The following is an 18,429-nucleotide window of genomic DNA, read 5'->3' on the forward strand; positions in this document are numbered from 1 at the left end:
ATAGAAAGTATAAAATTAATAACAAAGATAAAAATCCTCCTGGGTACCCCCCTACGATCCGTTTGGAGTATTGATAAATGGTCTTACCGGGAAATTGTTGGCTCAGTTTCACCATTATCACAGCAACCAACATTACAATAATGCCACCGAGCACAACAGACATCCATGCGTCCGGAGTCTTGACGGATTCCACCACATCTCTGGGCAAAGTGAGAATCCCCGCCCCTAGTACCGAATTCGTCAAGAATAGTGATGTCTGTCTTGTTGTAATTTTATCATCAGCACGCACAAACATTTCTTCCCCTCCTTCCATTTATTTCTTTGGTTCTGCATAATTGGATGGGAACATCAAACGCTTGCCTCTACTTCTGCCGGTGAATAAGCAGCTGAAAAAGCTACACAAGTATAGCTCTTTCTGAATTTATTTACTATTTGATTCTGACTGTCTGATTTATATCTGAATGTCCTTTTTTTCATATAAAACATATTATTTCCATTCATATATGATTTATTCCTCAATCTCTGACCACAAATAAGCTGTATTCAAGCATTTCTTACCAAAGCTCTACTTTTCGCAACAGCCAAAGATTGCTCGTGGAACGCTACCTTCTGCCTGGGCATAAGATAGCGTATCAAGAGTGAAGGTGGAATCTGTATGTCTAAGAACAAACGTGGCAAAGCACTATGGCGTACTCCATCCCGGAGCAGAGGAACATGTCCGCTCTGCGGCAGCACGCGAATCAAGCTTCTGTATTTCGGTAAAGGCCTTTCCGGTGAGAAGCTCACCGTCTGTAAAAAATGCGATGGGAAGCAAGCAGTTTAACAAGGTCCACCCTGGGGACCTTCTATTCAATACCATCGGCTTAAAAAAAGGAAGTGCCGTAATTGCGGCACTTCCTTTTCCTTATGAGACTGGAGTATCGCTGCTAGCAGAACGGCTTTCCTATACGTTTAACCGGGCATAGACCGTTTCATGGACAGGAATTCGATTCAGTCTCTTTTCAGAGTATAGGCAAATTCAAGAGAATCTGAACCTTAGTGCGCTGGCTTGATCCACAGCTTGGAGATATCCAGGAAACCAAATGAGCTGGTATGCAACCCAAGCAGGCTATGATTGAGCTGTGCTCTTTTGTTAACATGAGAACCATATAGAAGCCAGCAGTGATCCCGGATGATTCCCTCCACTTTATCCAGCAGCTCAGCCCGTCCCTCTCCGTTTAATAGTGTAAAGTCCTCCAGTTCCCGGTCCAGTAAAGAGCTTTGGGCAGGCTCCAGGTAGGCGTGTAAATAATTGGATTTATTCCTAAAATAATTAATTAATCCCCATTGCCAGTCATCCTCCAGAATTTCCTCCGCCATAATCAGTTCGGCTGAGCTAGGCGCGTCTTTGGCATGTGATTGGATATAGGACTGGAGCTCAATACGCAGCCCGATCTCTGCTCCGCGCCGTTTAAGCCAGTCTGCTTCTTCCAGGTCTTTATGAACTGTATATGCAAGGAGGATACTCTCGCCTTGATAACCACTGCTTGCCAGCAGCTCGCGCGCCTGTTCCAATGGAGGCTCTGTCCAGTCGCTTTGAGCGCTCTTCCAAGGCAGGAAGCTGTCTGCTGGTGTAATGCGGTTGCCGCCCAATTCCCTTACGAGTGCCACTTGGTTGTACAGGATTCGCAGTGCTTGCCGAAAAGCGAGCTGATGATGGACTCCCTTTTTACGGAAATTAACCAGCATGTACTTGCAACCCAAAGCCGGGTAGTTAATGCTGTTCGTCACGGAACCTTCCGAAGGGAGCTTCATCCGGTACGCACCCGGCAGCTCATATTGACGTTCATTCGGGCCGTGATCCGGCACAAACCAAATATCCACCCGATCCAGATGCGGGCGAATCCCGTAATATTGTTCAAATGCGCTGAGCACCAGCACATCTTCATTCAAATCGCTGATACGGTAGGGTCCAGTCCCGATTAGTTCCGTACGGATGTCTACATCATAAGGTAGAATGCTCATGTGCATGCAACTAAACAAATGCAAGAAGAATAGATTCGGACGACGAAGATGGAAACGAATGCAGTGATCCCCCTCTACACTCACGTGCTCGATGTCCTCATAGTTCCAGATGGCTGGACTGTCCAGATCGAATAAACGCTGCAGAGTTTCCTTAACATCCCGCGAAGTCATCACTCTTCCATGATGGAATCGCACGCTTTTACGAAGAAAGAATACCCATATCTTATAATCCTCACTGCTTTCCCATGTGTGAGCCAGTCCCGGAAGAAAAGTCTGGGTTGAGGCTTCATAGGTGACTAACGTGCTGCAGATTTGCCCTAGCAAATAAGCTTCAAAAGCCGTAATCACAAAAGCCGGGTCCAGCTTCTCCAAACGGCGCCCGCGCATCATACGCAGGACATCCTGCCTGGAGGCGGTTTCCGCTTCACTATGAAAGCCCATTTGTATATTCAGCGAGCTGAGCAGCCGTTCCTTTAGCGTTTCATTGGCTTCAGTGACACCGATCAATTCGATGGCTTCCTTAATCTTTCCTTTTCCCATCAACTCCTGAAAGTTATCCTCAATGGCCTCGTCAATTCCCCGCAAAAAAGTCAACTCCGAAGTATGGCCTCTCCCGCGTCCCGGCTTCCAATGAATAAATGCATTTTCTTCAAGCCTCCGCAAAATAAATTTCACATTACGGGGAGTACAGCACAGGGCGGCGGACAAGCTGTCTATCGTTACAGGAACAGGCTCATGGATCCGAAAAGGAATGTTAAACGTTCTTGCTAAATGTATAAAGTGTGCGGTGCTGGTATCCATTGTCGTTGCTCCTCATTAAAGGTGAAATACATCGAATAAATCTTACACTTTTATTTCCCCCTTTTATCATTACAATTATACACAAGTCGTTTTTTATTTCATAGCAGCATTCATAAGCAATCCCAAATTCATCAGTAAGATTAGGAGATCCTCAATCACATGAAACAGCATTTGCGGCACATCCATCCCTTGGCCTGGACCATTATTATCGGCACGATGTTCGGCCGCCTCGTGACCTCGATGAGTATTCCTTTCTTATCCATCTACTTAACCCAAGTTCTCGGTGCTTCGCACTCGCAGACGGGCATAACGGTGGCCGTCAGCTCATTGGCAGGTGTGTTGATCAGCTTCTATGGCGGATACATATCGGATATCTTTGGGCGTAAAATCGTCATGCTGGTCTCTGTATTCGGCTGGGCCTGTGTCTTCTTCGGCTTCGCATCAGCGCAGCATATCTGGGTTTTCTTCCTGGTGAATACGCTGAATGGCCTATGCCGTGCCGTATTCGAGCCAACGTCACGTGCACTACTCTCGGATATCACCCCTCCGGCTCATAAGCTGCTGGTCTTCAATCTGCGGTATGCAGCGGTTAATCTGGGTGTTGTATTCGGCCCGATTATCGGTTTGCAGCTGGGCTCCGCTAAGTCCACCTTCCCGTTTGTGATCGCTGGAGTCGTCTATATTGCTTACGGAATCGTGCTGTTCTTGCAATTCTCGGTCCATCGGTCCAGCCTGCCTGTCCGCTCAGAAGCACACGCTCCACAGCTGCGTGAAGCTCTGGCAGTCACCAGCAGGGACCGGGTATTTTTGCCAGTGCTGCTGGGGACCATCTTTTGTGTACTGGGTTATGGTCATTTCAGCTCTACGCTGGCCCAGTATCTGGCGGTCGATACGCATTTCTCGAACGGCAGTCAGGTCTTTTCCTACATGCTGTCACTTAACGCAATCACCGTATTGGTCGTTCAGTATCCGATTGTCCGCACAGCAAGCAAATTCCCGCCGCTTATTCCGTTAATTCTGGGGAATATTTGTGTGGCGCTGAGCCTGCTCCTGTTCGGGCTTGCCGGTGGAGTAGCGCTTTTAATGCTCAGTGTGGTATTGTTCACGATCGGTGAGGTTCTGCTCTTCACTATGATGGATATGCTGATCGACCGAATTGCCAAGCCTGAATGGAAAGGTACGTATTTCGGCACGATTGGCTTCAATAACCTGGGTAACGTAATGGCTCCTATTCTCGGTGGCCTGCTGTTGGATCAATTTGGCGCCACTAATGGCCCGGCTGTATTTGTTCCGCTTGCTTTAAGTACAGCACTGGGGCTTCCTTTCCTGATTACCGCACACAAAAGGCTGACTGCCAGAGAGCGCACAGAAGCAAAAATCAGCTCGCAAAGCGCTTGACTCCACAAAGGACCTCTCCTAAACAGCATGAAACAAGACCCGTGTAAGCCAAGGAGCTTAGCGGGTCTTGTTTATGAGGAAGAGGGTTGCAACAGGTTAACATAATATATAATATGTTTCCGGGACGGATCAACGTCGGTGATCTCGCTGAAGCAAGCTGTGCTTGCCGTGGAAACTGCTTTTGAGATTACACACAAATTGTCTTGAAGATTACAGAACAAATAAGGAAACCAGGCACCCCTACCCTTTTTCTGTGTTTTAGTATTGCTGGATCGTCTATTGTTGTGTTTAGGCGATGTACGGTGGGAGGTGTTGCTGGGTTTGCTTTGCTATTGTGAATTATTCATATGATGAAATAAGAGAATTGATTATCCAAAATCTTGATAATTCGGCTTGTCGATTACATTACCATTGAGTATAGTTTACGTATTTAATGTTATGTTAACTTTGTTGTTTTTTATCATCAAAAGTATCCACTTCACCCCTATTTCCAGCAAATCGCCCGACTTCACGGCCCCTTTTTGCTATAATAAGGTAAATAGTGATGGGGAGGGATCTAATTTGAAAGATGACGAAAAGGTAGATGCAACCTATGTGGAATTCACAGGCAAGCCAGTTCCTAATAGGACTGATCTTCCCCACTCCCGGTACAGAAAGAACCAGAAGATATTATCTGGCATACCGAAACGATGAGTGTAGACAGCTTTCATGAAGCACATGAATGGATAATGAGCGGACCCTACAACGAGATTGGATATCTCTACAATGGCTATATAACAACGAATTGGATGCTAGCCCATGTTCTTGTGTATGAATCGACTTGGCGGAATACAAATTCTGATCCTCAATTTCTGGTGTACACAAATTATGATTATACCCGTGAAGGCATACTGTACAAAGTTTGGGTTACCCCCGTATCAGCAGTCGGTGTACAAGAAGTAAGACCTGAAGAGTCCTAAAGAATTATAGATAAATCCTGATTAACGCAACCTGATTATAGTTAACATATTTATTATTATGTAATCTTACTGTGTAGGATTGGCTCCGATCAGCTTTGACTTGCATGAAAATAGGAAAAAGGCATACCGTTATAATACGTTACGCCCTCTCTTCATTCCATTCGTCAATCGATATTTGCAACCTTCCACTCCCCTTGCTTGGTGCGCAGCAATGAAATCGTATAGCTCTGGTCGGCCTGATAGCCTTCATCCGTCATAAACTGATAGCTTACATTGAAATTTGCCCGCTGCGTACCTTCTGCAGGGATACCCTCATAGGTCATCTCTGTAAAACGGTAAGATGTCGAGGTATTGATGAAGAAGCTGAGGTAGTCTCCGGTTTCCGGTGAGTACATAGTGCTCATAAACTTTTTTTTATCATGTGCAACTATGGCCTGGAGACAGATCATGACCTCATTCAGCATCTGTCTGTTCTCTTTGCCCACTCCAACATTAGGCTCCTGAATAAAAACTCCGGCAACCAGCGGTGTCCGTTTCTTCATGTATTGCACTTCTCTCAGGATATCTATGAACAGGGGTAGGAGCTCTTCCCGCTGCGCTGGTGTGGTTCGGATTTCAGCTTGATAGATTTCTTCTTTGGCTCGGATTCTGAATACATCCACCCTGCTGTTTCCATCGGGATAGCCGCCCTGGTATTCCTTATATTGAAGCAGAGCAGCAGCACCATCGGCTATTTCAGGTTTGTATGCACCTGCCAGAGCAGAATCATCTGTCTGAATTTTCCGAAAAGAGATCCAGTTCGACTTGTCGCTTGTCCCCCATGCAGTTCTGCCGTTCCTCTCAAAACGGATTAAGTTCTCCGGCATAAATACCGCCAGCGGCAAATTCCGGTCACTGGAATAATCGCCCTTCAGCTCCGTTCCTCCAGTCGTATAAGCCCTTCCGCTTCCGTCATATTCAGGCACTTCGTCTTTGATCAATGAGACTGATTTTGCCGCAGGCAAAGAAGTTGCCCCAGCAGTAGGCACAGTAGTTGCAGTTGCAGATGGAGCGGAGTTAACCTGTGTCGGATTAGCTTTTGACTCCTGAGTATGAGAATTTGAATTACTGCTACAGCCTGAACTTATCGTAGCCATAACAGATACGCAGCCTATCCAGAAGATTTTTTGGATGCTGGACATGAACAATCACCTCAATATCCAGACGCTGGAAATCTCTACATGTTGCACTGTATCGAACGATTTTGCTGCTTTATGCTCAATGAATGAGTTGTATATTCAATCCTGTTTTGGTTATTTTATTTATTCACTCTATTAATACTTAATGTGCTGAAATATTGACTGGGATTCCCCTGCCTGGAATTAAAACGTTCTTTGAATTCACCGCCTGTGTAGGAACCGATGACCCGGTGCCAGAAGTTGCGTGCGGGAGTATTGGCGCGAATCTGCGATACCTTCCAGTCACCAGGGAACATATCGAACAACCGGTGTGCTGCCCATGTGCCTACCCCGCTGCGGCGGTATTTTTGCATCACAAAAAACTCTGTCATGTAAAATTGCCCCTCCGAACTGCGAAGCAGCCTATCCACTAGGGCGAAGCCGGCAATCTTATCATTCACCGTAAATACATAGGCGAATTTATTGTTACCGCTATTCCAGTAAGCCTCCAGGCCGGGATATGGCGGGAACATGCCGTCACGGTCCACCTCAAGCTCCAGATAGCGGGTAAAGTCATATAGATAAAACTGCATCAGCCTGCTGATGGTTTGGCGTTGCTCTTTGGGAACCAGCTCGATTCCAAGTTCCATGGGGTCACCTCTGAGATTCACTTTTATTACACATTCTATAACTTTGTCCCTTCAGGAGCAAGGCAGGCCCCTCATAAGAGCTGTGAATTCCGGCCAAAAGCCACGAAACATGATAAAATAGGAGGAAATCAGAAAGACTAGTCCGCTGAATACCAGAACCCTTAAGGCAGGTGAACAAGTTTTGAGCATTCAAAAAAACACTGACCGCACACATCTCGACCAAAAAGTGCTTCACATGCCATGGTTTGTGCAGCAGTTCATTGACTACAAACGTCCAGATCTCTCACCCTCTACCCTGCTGGAGTATATCCGCGACTATGAATCGTTCTTCGGCTGGCTTCGTGGCGAGGGACTTACCCAGGCCGCCAGCCTGGCAGAGATTACTTTGCTGGATCTGGAGACGTTGCATATGGACAGTATCGTCGGTTACCGCCTGCATCTGACAACACGTGCAGATGGTACAAATTCCAAAGTTACCGTCTCGCGTAAGCTGTCTGCTCTTCGTTCACTATTCCATTATTTAAGCCAGATCGCTGAGGACGAGAACTTCTATCCTTTGCTCAAACGCAACGTGATGGCCAAGGTTGAGATCAAGCGTATTCACAAACCTAAGGATACCGCCGCCAAGCTTAAAGGCAAAATTCTGGAGGACGAAGAACTGCTGGAGTTCGTAGGGTATATTTATGAAGGGTATGGGCGCGATATTGAAGCAAATAAGCAAGCCTATTATTCGTTTCAACTCAACCGTGAACGCGATGCCTGTATCGCCAGCCTTATTCTCAACTCCGGCCTCCGTGTCTCAGAAGTGGTCAACCTTAATGTGGATGATCTGGATGTGAATAACAAGCTGCTGTACGTCTACCGTAAGGGCCACAATGATGAAACGTTCAAGACACCGGTCTACTTCCGGGAGCAAGCCAAAGATGATCTCTCCCTCTATCTAACACTGCGCCAGTCCCGTTACAAAACGCCCAAGAAAGAAAAGGCATTGTTCATTGCTCTGCCTAACGGAAGTCATGAAGGTAAACGGATGACCAAGCGTGCAATCCAGGAGATGATTATCAAATACGCCAAACGGTTCGGTAAGCCGTACTTGACTGTGCACAAGCTACGCCACTCATTTGCCACGGACTATTATTTGCAAAATGATATCTACAAAACGAAGGAACAGCTCGGACACGCCTCAACGGAAACAACGGAAGTCTATGCCCATCTTACAGACAAAACAATGTCTGAAGCAATTGAGCGGCGTCTGGAGAGCTGAATACCCATCCACGGAGGGAGTTTATTGTCTCAAATGTTTCAACATATGGATTTACAGTCCAACTGTGAAGAGTGCTTCGGCCTTTGCTGCGCCGCATTGCCCTTTGCTGTATCAACAGATTTTGCTATTAACAAAAATGCGGGCCAGCCTTGTCCCAATCTTCGGGATGACTTCCGCTGCGGGATTCATACCGGCCTGAGAGCCAAAGGATTTAAAGGATGTACGGTATACGAATGCTTCGGTGCAGGCCCCAAGGTTTCCCATTACACCTTTGCCGGCCGGGACTGGCGGGCGGCTCCGGAATCAGCGGCTCTAATGTTCGAGGTCTTCCCGGTAGTGCGTCATCTTCATGAGCTGATGTACTATCTGACCCAAGCACTTGAGTTACCGGCCGCGGAACCGATCCATAGCCAGCTCCATTCCGCACTTGAGCAGACTACGCGGATGACTCTACTGCCGGCCGAGAAGCTGCTGGAGGTGGATGTGCCTACTCACCGTGCAGAAATTAACGAGTTGCTGCTGCAGACAAGCGATCTGGCACGTGATGCCGCTAGGCGTCAACTGACCAATATCCCCAAACGACCAAAAAACTATGGCAGAGGTGCCGACCTGATCGGAGCAAAGCTCAAAAAATCCGATCTGCGCTGTGTTAGCTTGCGTGGAGCTTATCTGATTGCGGCAGACCTCAGCGGGGCTGACCTGAGGGGAGCCGATTTGATTGGCGTTGATTTCCGAGACGCGAATCTCTGCGGGGCCGATCTCACAAATACCCTCTTCCTGACCCAATCCCAGCTCAATGCTGCAAAGGGCGATGCATTAACCAAGCTTCCTGACGCACTCGCACGTCCTGAGCATTGGTCTTCATTGTAAACCTGCTGTCTACATCTCAACACTTTAATTCCAGCAGTCTGTAAGAGCAGAACAGCGGCCTTGTGCTCCTCCTAGTGGGGAGGCGGGCCGCTGTTCTTTATGACGGGGTTCTATAAGACGTAACTTGTTCGATTACTACTGCATTGTTGGATTTCTATTATGAATTTTTCATATGTTGAAATTTTGAAAATAAGATCGTTGATGCCATAGAAAGCTGGCTAATTCTGCTTTTTCGTTAATGTCAAATCGACGAATACCCGGATTCTGCAGCAGAGAAGGATGATCTTGAATCGAATTCCACATGGCCGCTGCAATAATATGGCTGGTCCCGCTAAGTATATTAAGGTCTTCTTCACTACGGATCAATACGATTTTGGGATATCGTTCCTGCTTAAATCCCTCTACTAGCACAAAATCATACTCCGCAAAGGATTCGATCAGTTCAGCCAGACTGCTTCCCCGTTCCTGAATGACTGATGTCCGTCCCCCGCTTGTGATGGCAACTGCCGAAGCCCCTGCCTGCCGCTGCTTCCAGGTATCCGTTCCCTCATGATCTATCTCAAATTCATGTCCGTCATGTTTAATTACCGCAACAGAACAGCCTCTCTGCCGCAAGAGCGGGATCAAGCCGCAGATAAGGGTCGTTTTACCACTATTTTTAAATCCGACAATCTGGCATACGGCAGGGCTGCTCCTTATATTCTTCAAGCACTTTTGCGATTGCTGTCTACGCCGCCTCATTTCAGCTGCCTCCCACCTTTTATGATCCAGCCATGCTCTCCAAGCCCCTAATTTCCCCGGGCAGCTTAAGCACTTTTACGGAATCACCTGCAGAAAGGCCCCGTTCTTCAGGCGGAACCACAATTAAACAGTCACTGTCCTTGATCGTCACCATGACCGATGATTCGTCTATGCTGACCGGATAGGCGTAAAGGCGGCCCTCATGGATCTCAAGCCTGGAGCGGACAAACCGGGTATAGTTGTTCACTTTAGAATATTCTGCTCCAAGCACTGCTGTCCATTCCGGCAGAAAGGGCTGGACGGCTCCCTGCATTTGTAGGATAACTGGCCGAGCGAATAAATGAAATCCAACAAAACAGGCTCCTGGATTACCTGATAGTGCCAGCAAGAGCGTACCTCCACGCACAGCAGCCGTTGTCACACTTCCGGGACGCATGGTTACCTTATTAAACAACATGTCACCGCTGTTCTCGCGGATCAAATCACCCATGATGTCATAATCCCCGACCGATACCCCTCCGGTGGTAATCACCAGATCGTAGCTCTCAAGTGCCATCTGCACCTTGCTTCGTGCCAGTTCAATATCATCCACTATTGCTCCAAGCATTACCGGATCACCGCCGCTCTCCCGGACCAGTGCCTCCAGCATTGGCGAATTGCTGTTGCGTATTTTACCTGGAACAAGCGGTTCATGCACTTCCAGCAGTTCGGTTCCAGTTGCACATATTCCCACCTTGGGTCTGCGGATTACCTTTACAAAGGGAATTCCGAAAGCCGCCAGAACCGCGATATCTCCCGCCTTAATCATGCTTCCTGCAGGAAGCACAAGCTCTCCTTCCCCCAGCTCAAAGCCACGCGGAGTGACATTCCGGCCCGCCTTGTGCAGCTTGCGGATGCCTACCTGGAGGAGACCGTCTACTTCCCTGCTCTCCGTAGCTTCAAGCATCACAACCGTATCCGCTCCCTGCGGTACCTGAGCTCCTGTCATTATGCGGGCAGCTGTCCCCCGCCGTATATCGACAGCTGGCACTGCTCCGCATGGAATGTTGTCCACAATGTCCAGCCAGATCAGATCCCCTTCATTCATCACCTCAGTATCAGCTGCAATAAGCGCATAGCCGTCCATACCAGAACGGTTAAAGGCCGGGAACGGATGCGGCGCATAGACAGGTTCAGCCAAATAACGTCCCGGACTTTGATATAAAGGCACTTCTTCTGTATCAAGCACCTTCGCATATTCAATGATCCTTGACTGGGCTTCCTTAACCTGGAGCGCCTTACGATGAAACTTAGAATGAGTTACTTCCTCTCTACTGTTCATATACACCCAACCTCTTCTGTCCTGAATTTTTATTGCCCGAACAAAGCCGCCACTATTCTAACCTATTTTAACATGACAACCGGTGATACGATATTTGTTCAACGGTCTTACCCCAAAAAACAGATGCCTCCACAAAAAATGGAGGCATCTTGTCATGATCCATATGATAAAAGCTGAAATTAGAAGAAACACTTGTTCGGGGCATCAGGCACGGATGACCTTTACATCTCCCGGGATCACCTTTTCACCCTCGTATAGCATAAACCGTCCATTCTGCCATTCAACGCGGAGAAGACGTGATTCATCGGACTGGTACTGCCAGACATGCTGTTGACCGCCGTTCATATAAGGAGTTTGACCAGTCACTGACGCATATCCCTCATATTCCTCTTCCAGATAATACGTATAATCGTCCAATTCCAAGGTTGCCGGGACCTCGGCAGGATCATCCAGACGCCCGTCAATCGGCTGATATAATGCGTACTGCAGCTGCTCCCGTTCTTCAATATGCAGGTAGGCAATACGGCTGCCGTCACGCAGGGTCAGAACCACAGCATTGCGGCCGCTGGTTTGCGTACGTCCAGTTACCTCATAGGTCACCAGCGATACCTCGCAAATATCTCCGGCAGACAGGTTCAACATGCTCTTGGGTACTGCCGGTGCCTCAGGTTTGGAGAAGATATTTCCAATACGTTTCCATATACTCAAATGAACCATTCCTTTTAAAGGTTTTGTACAACGCTTGATTTTGAATATCTAAGACCTCAGCCCTTGATAAAGGCCGCTATGATCAAAGCACCGGTCACATGCAGCGAGCCTGCCAATACACCGTAGCCTATTTTGCCCAGCATTGTACCATGATCCAGGTCGAGCTTCGCCCAGCGGAACAGAAGCAGTCTCACTAGTTTTTCCAAGAAGAATAACAGAACAAAGGATACTATAGAGACCACCAGTGCATCTCCCAAACTGTTCGTAGAGGCAATGGAGGACGATAGAATATAACCTTGTGCCAGCAGCTTAAGCACAAACCGCATGGTAACCGCCATATTTCCTGCCCGGATCTCTTCCAAATCGTTATAACGGGTAAAGAGCGAATCCACGTACATCAGCACACTCAACAGTACTGAGCCGCTCACCGTCCATACCACCATGGACACCAGAATGTGGAAATCCATTGTTTAGCCTCCGATGTTCAGTCTGCCTGCCCTCACGGGCAGCATAGAGAAGGCGAAGGAGAAACGTTCTTTCTGTCTCCCCTTCGCCTGTGGACACCAGCCTTATTTGCGGCTTATGCCAATATGTTATTGTTGTTTGTCGTACTGCTTCATCAGCGCAGCCAATTCATCTTCAACCGCCTGATCCTTGCCCAGCTTCTCGAATTCATCATCCAGCGATTTGTTGCCGGAGCTCATTTCGTTGCTGGCTTCTGCCTGGGCTTCCGCCTGCAGCATTTTGTCTTCCATGCGTTTCAGACCGGCTGAAGCGGAATCGGAGCTGAAGCCGCTCATGGCTTTATTAATTTCGGTTTGGGCCTTAGCTGCATTGTAGCGTGCAACCAATGTCTCGCGTTTGTTCTTCATCTGGGTAAGCTGTTTGCGCATTTCCTCCAGCTTGCCGCGCAGATTATCCGCAGAGGCCTTGTTCTGGTCAAAACTCGCCTTGTATTCCACAAGCTTAGCTTCTGCAGCCTTCTTCTCTTCCAGAGCGCGGCGTGCCAGGTCAGCATTGCCAGCTTGAGCAGCAGCATGAGCCTGCTGATTACGTTTGTTCACGAGTGCTTCCTGTTCTTCATAGAGCTGCTTGAATTTTTTCTCAATGGCGATTTGGGCCGCTACAGCTTTTTCTGCATCTTCCAAATCCTCCGTCATGTCACGAATGTATTGGTCCGTCATCTTGACCGGATCTTCCGCTTTGTCGATAATCGCATTCACATTGGACATTGTTAAATCACGCAATCTTTTAAATATAGACATGGTTCATTCCTCCAAAATAAAAGTGAGTTGCTCATTTGTTATCTTTTACGCAGGAAGTGCCATTATCGTTTCAAATTTTGCCCAAATAAATATTGATCGACTTTAAAGTTTACAATTTCCACAACCCTTGCAATGCCTTCCTGGGTCAAATGGTCGTAATGAATGCCCATAACTACGGTAACCGTCCGATGAAGTGCAGCAGCAACACGCATTGCAATCGACTCTGTGATCGTATGCTCCTTATGATGGGGTACTGCTGACGTTGTTACCTTGACGTCACCCGCATCCAAATAAGCGGTACTGGCTGCGCCGATGTGACGGGCGCCCCCGGTAATCAGTAGCAGCAAATCACGGCCGACCTCAGTGGCAGACAATTCAATATCGCCTGGGTCCAGCTCTGGAGAAGACATGAGTTTCTCCCCTTTTCCATTATATTAACCATTGCTCATAAAGATATCTCAGAGAAGTGTAGACCTGATTCTTCACACTGAAATCATCTAGATAATGCCACGGACTTCATCCAGTGACGAAATGCTCTCCTCTATCATAAACTGCTGCAATTCTTCAACAAGCGTACTGCCTGCACGCAAATTCATGAAGTTATACGTTCCAACCTGAATTACTGTTGCCCCGGCCATAATAAATTCGATAATGTCTGTAGCCGAAGTGATTCCGCCCATGCCGATTACCGGAATCGTTACCCGCTTCGCTACCTGGTGCACCATTCTCAGTGCCACCGGCTTGATCGCAGGCCCGGACAATCCGGCATATAAATTATTGAATACGCTACGGCGGCGGCGGACATCAATCTTCATCCCAGAGATCGTATTAATCAGTGAAATGGCATCTGCGCCTTCCTCCTGGCACATTTCAGCCATTCCCGCGATATCCTCAGCGTTCGGGGACAATTTCACGGCAAGCGGCAGCTTGGTTGCGGCTCTCACGGCACGGACTACCTCCTGTGCAGCAGGAGTTTTGACACCAAATGCGATCCCGCCTTCCTTAACGTTAGGGCAGGAAATATTCAGTTCAATCATATCCACTGCAGGTTTACCGGCAGCACTTCGCGCATCGGCGTCACGCTGAATCAACTCCGCACCCAGCACATAGTCATGCAGTGTGTTGCCTCCCAGGTTCACCAAACGGGCAGTATCCAGCGTTTCCCAATAAGGAAGTTCTTTGGCGAGAAATGCTTCAACACCCGGATTCTCAAGTCCGACACTGTTCAGCATGCCCGAAGCCGTTTCAAATACACGGACACCAGGATTACCGGCCTTGGCATGAAGTGTAAGACCTTTGCCGGAGATGCCCCCCAGCAGCGATACATCATAGAGCTTGCTATATTCACGGCCAAACCCGAAAGTTCCGGAAGCCATGATGATCGGATTCTTAAAGTGGACACCTGCTATATTGGCTGTCAGATTAATCATTGAAGATCACCTCATCCGCGAGGAATACCGGTCCGTCAGCACAAGCCTTGCGCTGACCGTCACGGCAGGAGACACTGCATACGAGACAGGCGCCAATTCCGCAAGCCATACGGTTCTCCAGAGATAAATACACGTTAGGTCTCTTGCCAGCCGTTTCTGCGGCTATGCCTTTCAACTGAGCAGCTTTGAGCATCGGATGAGGTCCGCAGACAAAAATATGATCATAGCTGGTAAAATCTACGCTATCAAGCACTAAACCCCCAACATTGACTGTCAGTTCGGCAGCCAGAGGACGAAATGCTTCTGTACGAAATGCTTCTCGGCTGAAGCCCAGATAAATATCACTGCCAGGAAGCTCTTGGGCACAATAATACAGAGGCGCGATCCCAATTCCACCGCCTACCAGAGCAACCTTTCCCTCAACCGCCGGAAATCCGGTGCCAAAAGGTCCTTCGAGCTCAACAGAATCTCCGGGTTCCAGCCCAGCCAGTATCTTCGTTCCCTCACCCACCACATGATACAAAAAATCCACACCATCTTCGTTTACTTGATGTATGCTAAGCGGTCTGGACAGCAACGGATAGGCTCCCCATGCCCGCAACATGTAGAATTGCCCCATCGTTCCCCCGTGATCCCCCTCAACCCGAAGGTGATACACTCCATCCGCCAGCCGTTCGTTACTAATCACCGTCGCCAAGTTATCAAGCTCCTTCAAATTTAATCTTAATAACCATGCCTTAGAAGGAACTTAAAATCTGTGATAAAGTTCACATTCATAAGTGTCTATTTCCGCTTCCAAACTCCGCGTTCGTATGGCTTAGGCACATTAGCCTTATCAACTCCGCCAAGGGCTTCCTCGGCGTGAAGCGCCCAATACGGGTCACTTAACATCCCCCTGCCTACAGCTACAAGCTCTACTTTTTCCTCAGTCACAATAGACTGCGCCTCTTCATAGGATTCAAGGCGTCCGACTGCAATTACAGGGATCTGTAGCCCGCTGCGGATGTACTCTGCCAGATCAACCTGGTAGGCCGGCCCCGCATTGGGTCCACCATTTGATCCAATCGGTCCTTCACCGCCTGAGGACACATGAAACATATCCACTCCAGCTGCCTTGTAGCGCCGGCAGAATTCAAGAGCGTAGGTTTCATCATAACCGCCTTCTACGTATTCCTTGGCGGAGACTCGCATAATCAGCGGCATTTCAGCGGGAAGCACCTCCCGCACTGCCCGGGTCACCTGTTCCCCGAATAGCATCGGGTCTGCACCGTATTCATCATCTCTGACATTGGTCAGCGGAGAGTGAAACTGGTGAATGAGATAACCGTGTGCACCGTGAAGCTCAACGGTATCAAATCCTGCATCCACAGCCCGCCGTGCACCTTCACGGTAGGCTGCAATCAGTTCAACGATTCCTTCTCTTGTGAGCGCCTGCGGTGTCTTGGAGTTGGCGTCGAAAGGGATGGCTGAAGGTGCAACGGGAGGATCGGCATCCAGCGCCTTTCGGCCAGCATGTCCTAACTGAACAGCTATTTTGGCGCCATGAACATGTACAGCTTCAGTCAGTCTCCGGTACGCTTCAATTTGTTCATCGCTCCAGATTCCTGTATCTTGATTTGAAATCCGTCCATCCGGATGGATACCTGTCATTTCCACAATTATGAACCCGGTACCGCCGATGGCGCGGCTGACGTAATGAACGAAATGCCAATCATTTGGAGTACCATCCTGCTTGACTACAGCGTATTGGCACATTGGGGGCATCACGATCCGATTTTTTAGGGACAAAGCCTTTAACTCATAAGGAGCAAATAAATCCGGCATTTCCATTCCTTCCTTTCCGTTGTTCACGTATTCAATTTCGGGTTATTCTCCAATTTAGTATACACGTATTTTCTGCGCCGATAAATCTTAATCAGAAGCACGATGATCCAGCATAATTCAGTCTGCGGAAGGGAATAACAAGACAAGCATAATCTTTTCCCGGAGATTCCAATCCCGATATTGTTTTTCTGTACAGGTTCCATTTATATAGTAAAAGTTTGGTTGCAGTATCATAAAAAGGAGGCGTACCTTGATGAAAAGCCTGCAGATAAGCCGATATCTGCTCATTTTAGCGATTGTCTGCTTCTGTCTGCTCAGCCCCGCATCCGCCGGAGAGCTTGCAGCAGCCCATCCTAAGTTTCCCGGTTTGTTCCCACAGCTGGATAGTGGTACAAGACCTGTAGCAGCTCCCATAGAAGATCAGGCGATCCCCGCAGGTTCTTCACGTTCAGCGTCCCAATCACAAAAACGGGCAGAAACCCTTACCCTCAGCCAATTGCTGCGCAAATATCCTGAAACGATCAAGACACAAGGACCGCGGCGCAAACATATTGCACTCACATTCGATGATGTGCCGGACCCCCGATTTACTCCACAAGTGCTTGATGTACTGCGCAGGCATCATGTTCACGCCACTTTCTTTGTCGTGGGCAGCCGGGCAGAGAAACACCCCGATCTTGTGGCCCGGATGATCAAGGAAGGCCATGCCATCGGCAATCATTCCTATAACCATCCGAAGTTTGGTGAAATCAGTGTAAATGCTTTTAGGACACAGATTATCCGTACGGAAAATATCATCAATACGATGGCCGGCTATAAGCCGCGGCTGATCCGTCCTCCCTATGGAGATATCAGTGAACAGCAGCTGAAATGGGCCAAAGTCCATGGATACAAGCTAGTGAACTGGAATGTAGACTCCCTGGACTGGAAAGGGCTGTCGAAATCACAGGTACGGAATAATATCATTACCCACGCAGGCAAGGGCTCCATCATCTTGCAGCATGGCGGCGGGGGCCGGGGCAGCAATTTACGGGGAACAATCCAGGCTCTCCCTGAAGTGATCAACATCATGCGTAAACGGGGTTATACCTTTGTCACCGTCCCGCAGATGCTCCAGGTCAGCAAAGAAAAGGAAGTAAGAAAATGAATATTAAATAGCACTGAACCTGAGATCCAAAAAAAAGGAAACGAGGACTGCCGGGCTTCGGCATGTTTCGTTTCCTTTTGAGTCTTGAGTCTATTCAATCACATACAGCTGCACATATTGGAAACCGAAATCTGAAACAAAGCTTTGACTGCCAGGGATAAAGATATCGATGCGGTTCCCTTTGATCGCACTTCCCATATCCGTTGCAGTGGCAAGAAATGCCTGCTTAGGCAACCCGGGATGGGAATACCCGGTTACCAGTACCTGGGTCCCAAGCGGGATCACACTAGGATCCACAGCAATGGTACCCAGTTTCAGCGGATTGCCAAAATAGTCAACTGCACCCCATTTGCCATTCTCGCTGGCTGCAGAGGAATAGGCTGTTGCTTTCACCTGAAGCACTTTGCCGTAGCTGTATTCTTTACCCCAGGCTTGAACTGTGTTGCTCTGCGGTTCTACACTTAAGAGTGACACTCCTGTTGATTCCTTAGCTGAGGGTTCAGCCGCCGCAACATTCTGTGTTTTGAGAATGCCAGGGATTGAGAGCCTAAGTCCAGGATAAATATTACTCGCTGGAATATCCGGATTGGCATCCATAATTTTATCCATGCTTATGCCATAATGATTGGATAGAGTATAATAGGTGGTAGTATCTCCTGCGATATGTATACTGTCTGCCTGGACGGGTGCGGCTTGTATCAGAGTGCTGATTCCTATGGCTGCAGCGAGTGCTGCAACGGCTCCAAATTTGATTTTCATGATTTCCTCCTTCATTAGTAGCGCAGTCAGACCCGGGGAAAATCCCTGTTCATGCTGCTTCAAAATAACTCCGGACGTATGTATGTTTCCTTATGCCCTGGTGTTTGTAAAACTAACAGTTATTAATATAT

General features: G+C 48.2%; 20 protein-coding genes. 6 read left to right on the forward strand and 14 right to left on the reverse strand.

Annotation, left to right across the window (positions count from 1 at the left end; all coding sequences use genetic code 11):
- Positions 1-295, reverse strand: a 295-nt coding sequence (locus A3842_RS16050; protein ID WP_178382361.1) for a GerAB/ArcD/ProY family transporter, incomplete at its 3' end; no start/stop codon positions are given.
- A gap of 376 nt (positions 296-671) precedes the next feature.
- On the opposite strand from A3842_RS16050, the gene A3842_RS32565 reads away from it, so the two are divergent.
- Positions 672-965: a hypothetical protein gene (locus A3842_RS32565; protein WP_178381936.1), complete on the forward strand. Its 294-nt coding sequence runs from the start codon at positions 672-674 to the stop codon at positions 963-965.
- A gap of 70 nt (positions 966-1,035) precedes the next feature.
- On the opposite strand, the gene A3842_RS16055 is transcribed toward A3842_RS32565, so the two are convergent.
- Positions 1,036-2,805 carry an ABC transporter substrate-binding protein gene (locus tag A3842_RS16055; RefSeq protein WP_074102055.1) on the reverse strand — a complete coding sequence of 590 codons (1,770 nt, stop codon included), beginning with the start codon at positions 2,803-2,805 and terminating at the stop codon, positions 1,036-1,038.
- Positions 2,806-2,964: 159 nt separating this feature from the next.
- Here A3842_RS16055 and A3842_RS16060 point away from each other — a divergent pair, with 159 nt between their 5' ends.
- Positions 2,965-4,203 (forward strand): MDR family MFS transporter, encoded by a 1,239-nt coding sequence (locus A3842_RS16060; RefSeq protein WP_074102056.1) that lies wholly within the window; start codon positions 2,965-2,967, stop codon positions 4,201-4,203.
- A 689-nt stretch (positions 4,204-4,892) separates the two neighbouring features.
- Positions 4,893-5,162: a hypothetical protein gene (locus tag A3842_RS16065; protein WP_074102057.1), complete on the forward strand. Its 270-nt coding sequence runs from the start codon at positions 4,893-4,895 to the stop codon at positions 5,160-5,162.
- A gap of 164 nt (positions 5,163-5,326) precedes the next feature.
- On the opposite strand, the gene A3842_RS16070 is transcribed toward A3842_RS16065, so the two are convergent.
- The gene (locus A3842_RS16070) at positions 5,327-6,142 is read right to left on the reverse strand and encodes a hypothetical protein (RefSeq protein WP_143186296.1); all 816 of its coding nucleotides are present in this window, start codon (positions 6,140-6,142) and stop codon (positions 5,327-5,329) included.
- A 317-nt stretch (positions 6,143-6,459) separates the two neighbouring features.
- Positions 6,460-6,969 (reverse strand): GNAT family N-acetyltransferase, encoded by a 510-nt coding sequence (locus A3842_RS16075; protein ID WP_074102059.1) that lies wholly within the window; start codon positions 6,967-6,969, stop codon positions 6,460-6,462.
- 181 nt (positions 6,970-7,150) lie between these two features.
- On the opposite strand from A3842_RS16075, the gene xerS reads away from it, so the two are divergent.
- Entirely contained in the window at positions 7,151-8,233 is a 1,083-nt protein-coding gene (gene xerS / locus A3842_RS16080) for a tyrosine recombinase XerS (RefSeq protein WP_074084499.1), read from the forward strand.
- 33 nt (positions 8,234-8,266) lie between these two features.
- Positions 8,267-9,103 carry a pentapeptide repeat-containing protein gene (locus A3842_RS16085; RefSeq protein WP_083609615.1) on the forward strand — a complete coding sequence of 279 codons (837 nt, stop codon included), beginning with the start codon at positions 8,267-8,269 and terminating at the stop codon, positions 9,101-9,103.
- 168 nt (positions 9,104-9,271) lie between these two features.
- Here the strand turns inward: A3842_RS16085 and mobB are convergent, their stop codons facing one another.
- From mobB to A3842_RS16130, 9 genes are all read right to left on the reverse strand, one after another.
- Complete coding sequence (gene mobB, locus A3842_RS16090; RefSeq protein WP_256701722.1) at positions 9,272-9,811, reverse strand: molybdopterin-guanine dinucleotide biosynthesis protein B; 540 nt, start codon at positions 9,809-9,811, stop codon at positions 9,272-9,274.
- A 52-nt stretch (positions 9,812-9,863) separates the two neighbouring features.
- The gene (locus A3842_RS16095; RefSeq protein ID WP_074102061.1) at positions 9,864-11,165 is read right to left on the reverse strand and encodes a molybdopterin molybdotransferase MoeA; all 1,302 of its coding nucleotides are present in this window, start codon (positions 11,163-11,165) and stop codon (positions 9,864-9,866) included.
- Between the two features lie 204 nt (positions 11,166-11,369).
- Positions 11,370-11,873, reverse strand: coding sequence for a DUF4178 domain-containing protein (locus A3842_RS16100; RefSeq protein ID WP_074084502.1), 504 nt, complete (start codon positions 11,871-11,873; stop codon positions 11,370-11,372).
- A gap of 56 nt (positions 11,874-11,929) precedes the next feature.
- Entirely contained in the window at positions 11,930-12,340 is a 411-nt protein-coding gene (locus A3842_RS16105; RefSeq protein ID WP_074084503.1) for a DUF350 domain-containing protein, read from the reverse strand.
- 126 nt (positions 12,341-12,466) lie between these two features.
- Positions 12,467-13,138 (reverse strand): PspA/IM30 family protein, encoded by a 672-nt coding sequence (locus A3842_RS16110; RefSeq protein ID WP_074084504.1) that lies wholly within the window; start codon positions 13,136-13,138, stop codon positions 12,467-12,469.
- A gap of 62 nt (positions 13,139-13,200) precedes the next feature.
- Positions 13,201-13,548, reverse strand: coding sequence for a prenylated flavin chaperone LpdD (gene lpdD, locus A3842_RS16115; protein ID WP_074084505.1), 348 nt, complete (start codon positions 13,546-13,548; stop codon positions 13,201-13,203).
- An 87-nt stretch (positions 13,549-13,635) separates the two neighbouring features.
- Positions 13,636-14,568 (reverse strand): dihydroorotate dehydrogenase, encoded by a 933-nt coding sequence (locus A3842_RS16120; protein WP_074102062.1) that lies wholly within the window; start codon positions 14,566-14,568, stop codon positions 13,636-13,638.
- The gene (locus A3842_RS16125) at positions 14,561-15,265 is read right to left on the reverse strand and encodes a dihydroorotate dehydrogenase electron transfer subunit (RefSeq protein ID WP_074084507.1); all 705 of its coding nucleotides are present in this window, start codon (positions 15,263-15,265) and stop codon (positions 14,561-14,563) included. The genes A3842_RS16120 and A3842_RS16125 overlap by 8 nt, the downstream gene beginning before the upstream one ends.
- A gap of 86 nt (positions 15,266-15,351) precedes the next feature.
- Positions 15,352-16,392: an NADH:flavin oxidoreductase/NADH oxidase gene (locus tag A3842_RS16130; RefSeq protein ID WP_074084508.1), complete on the reverse strand. Its 1,041-nt coding sequence runs from the start codon at positions 16,390-16,392 to the stop codon at positions 15,352-15,354.
- 253 nt (positions 16,393-16,645) lie between these two features.
- Here A3842_RS16130 and A3842_RS16135 point away from each other — a divergent pair, with 253 nt between their 5' ends.
- Entirely contained in the window at positions 16,646-17,539 is an 894-nt protein-coding gene (locus A3842_RS16135) for a polysaccharide deacetylase family protein (RefSeq protein ID WP_074102063.1), read from the forward strand.
- A gap of 90 nt (positions 17,540-17,629) precedes the next feature.
- Here A3842_RS16135 and A3842_RS16140 read toward each other — a convergent pair whose 3' ends face one another.
- Positions 17,630-18,298 (reverse strand): 3D domain-containing protein, encoded by a 669-nt coding sequence (locus A3842_RS16140; protein WP_083606936.1) that lies wholly within the window; start codon positions 18,296-18,298, stop codon positions 17,630-17,632.
- Between the last annotated feature and the right edge of the window lie 131 nt (positions 18,299-18,429).

This window comes from Paenibacillus sp. P3E (assembly GCF_001909045.1).
GTDB lineage: Bacteria > Bacillota > Bacilli > Paenibacillales > Paenibacillaceae > Paenibacillus_AQ > Paenibacillus_AQ helianthi.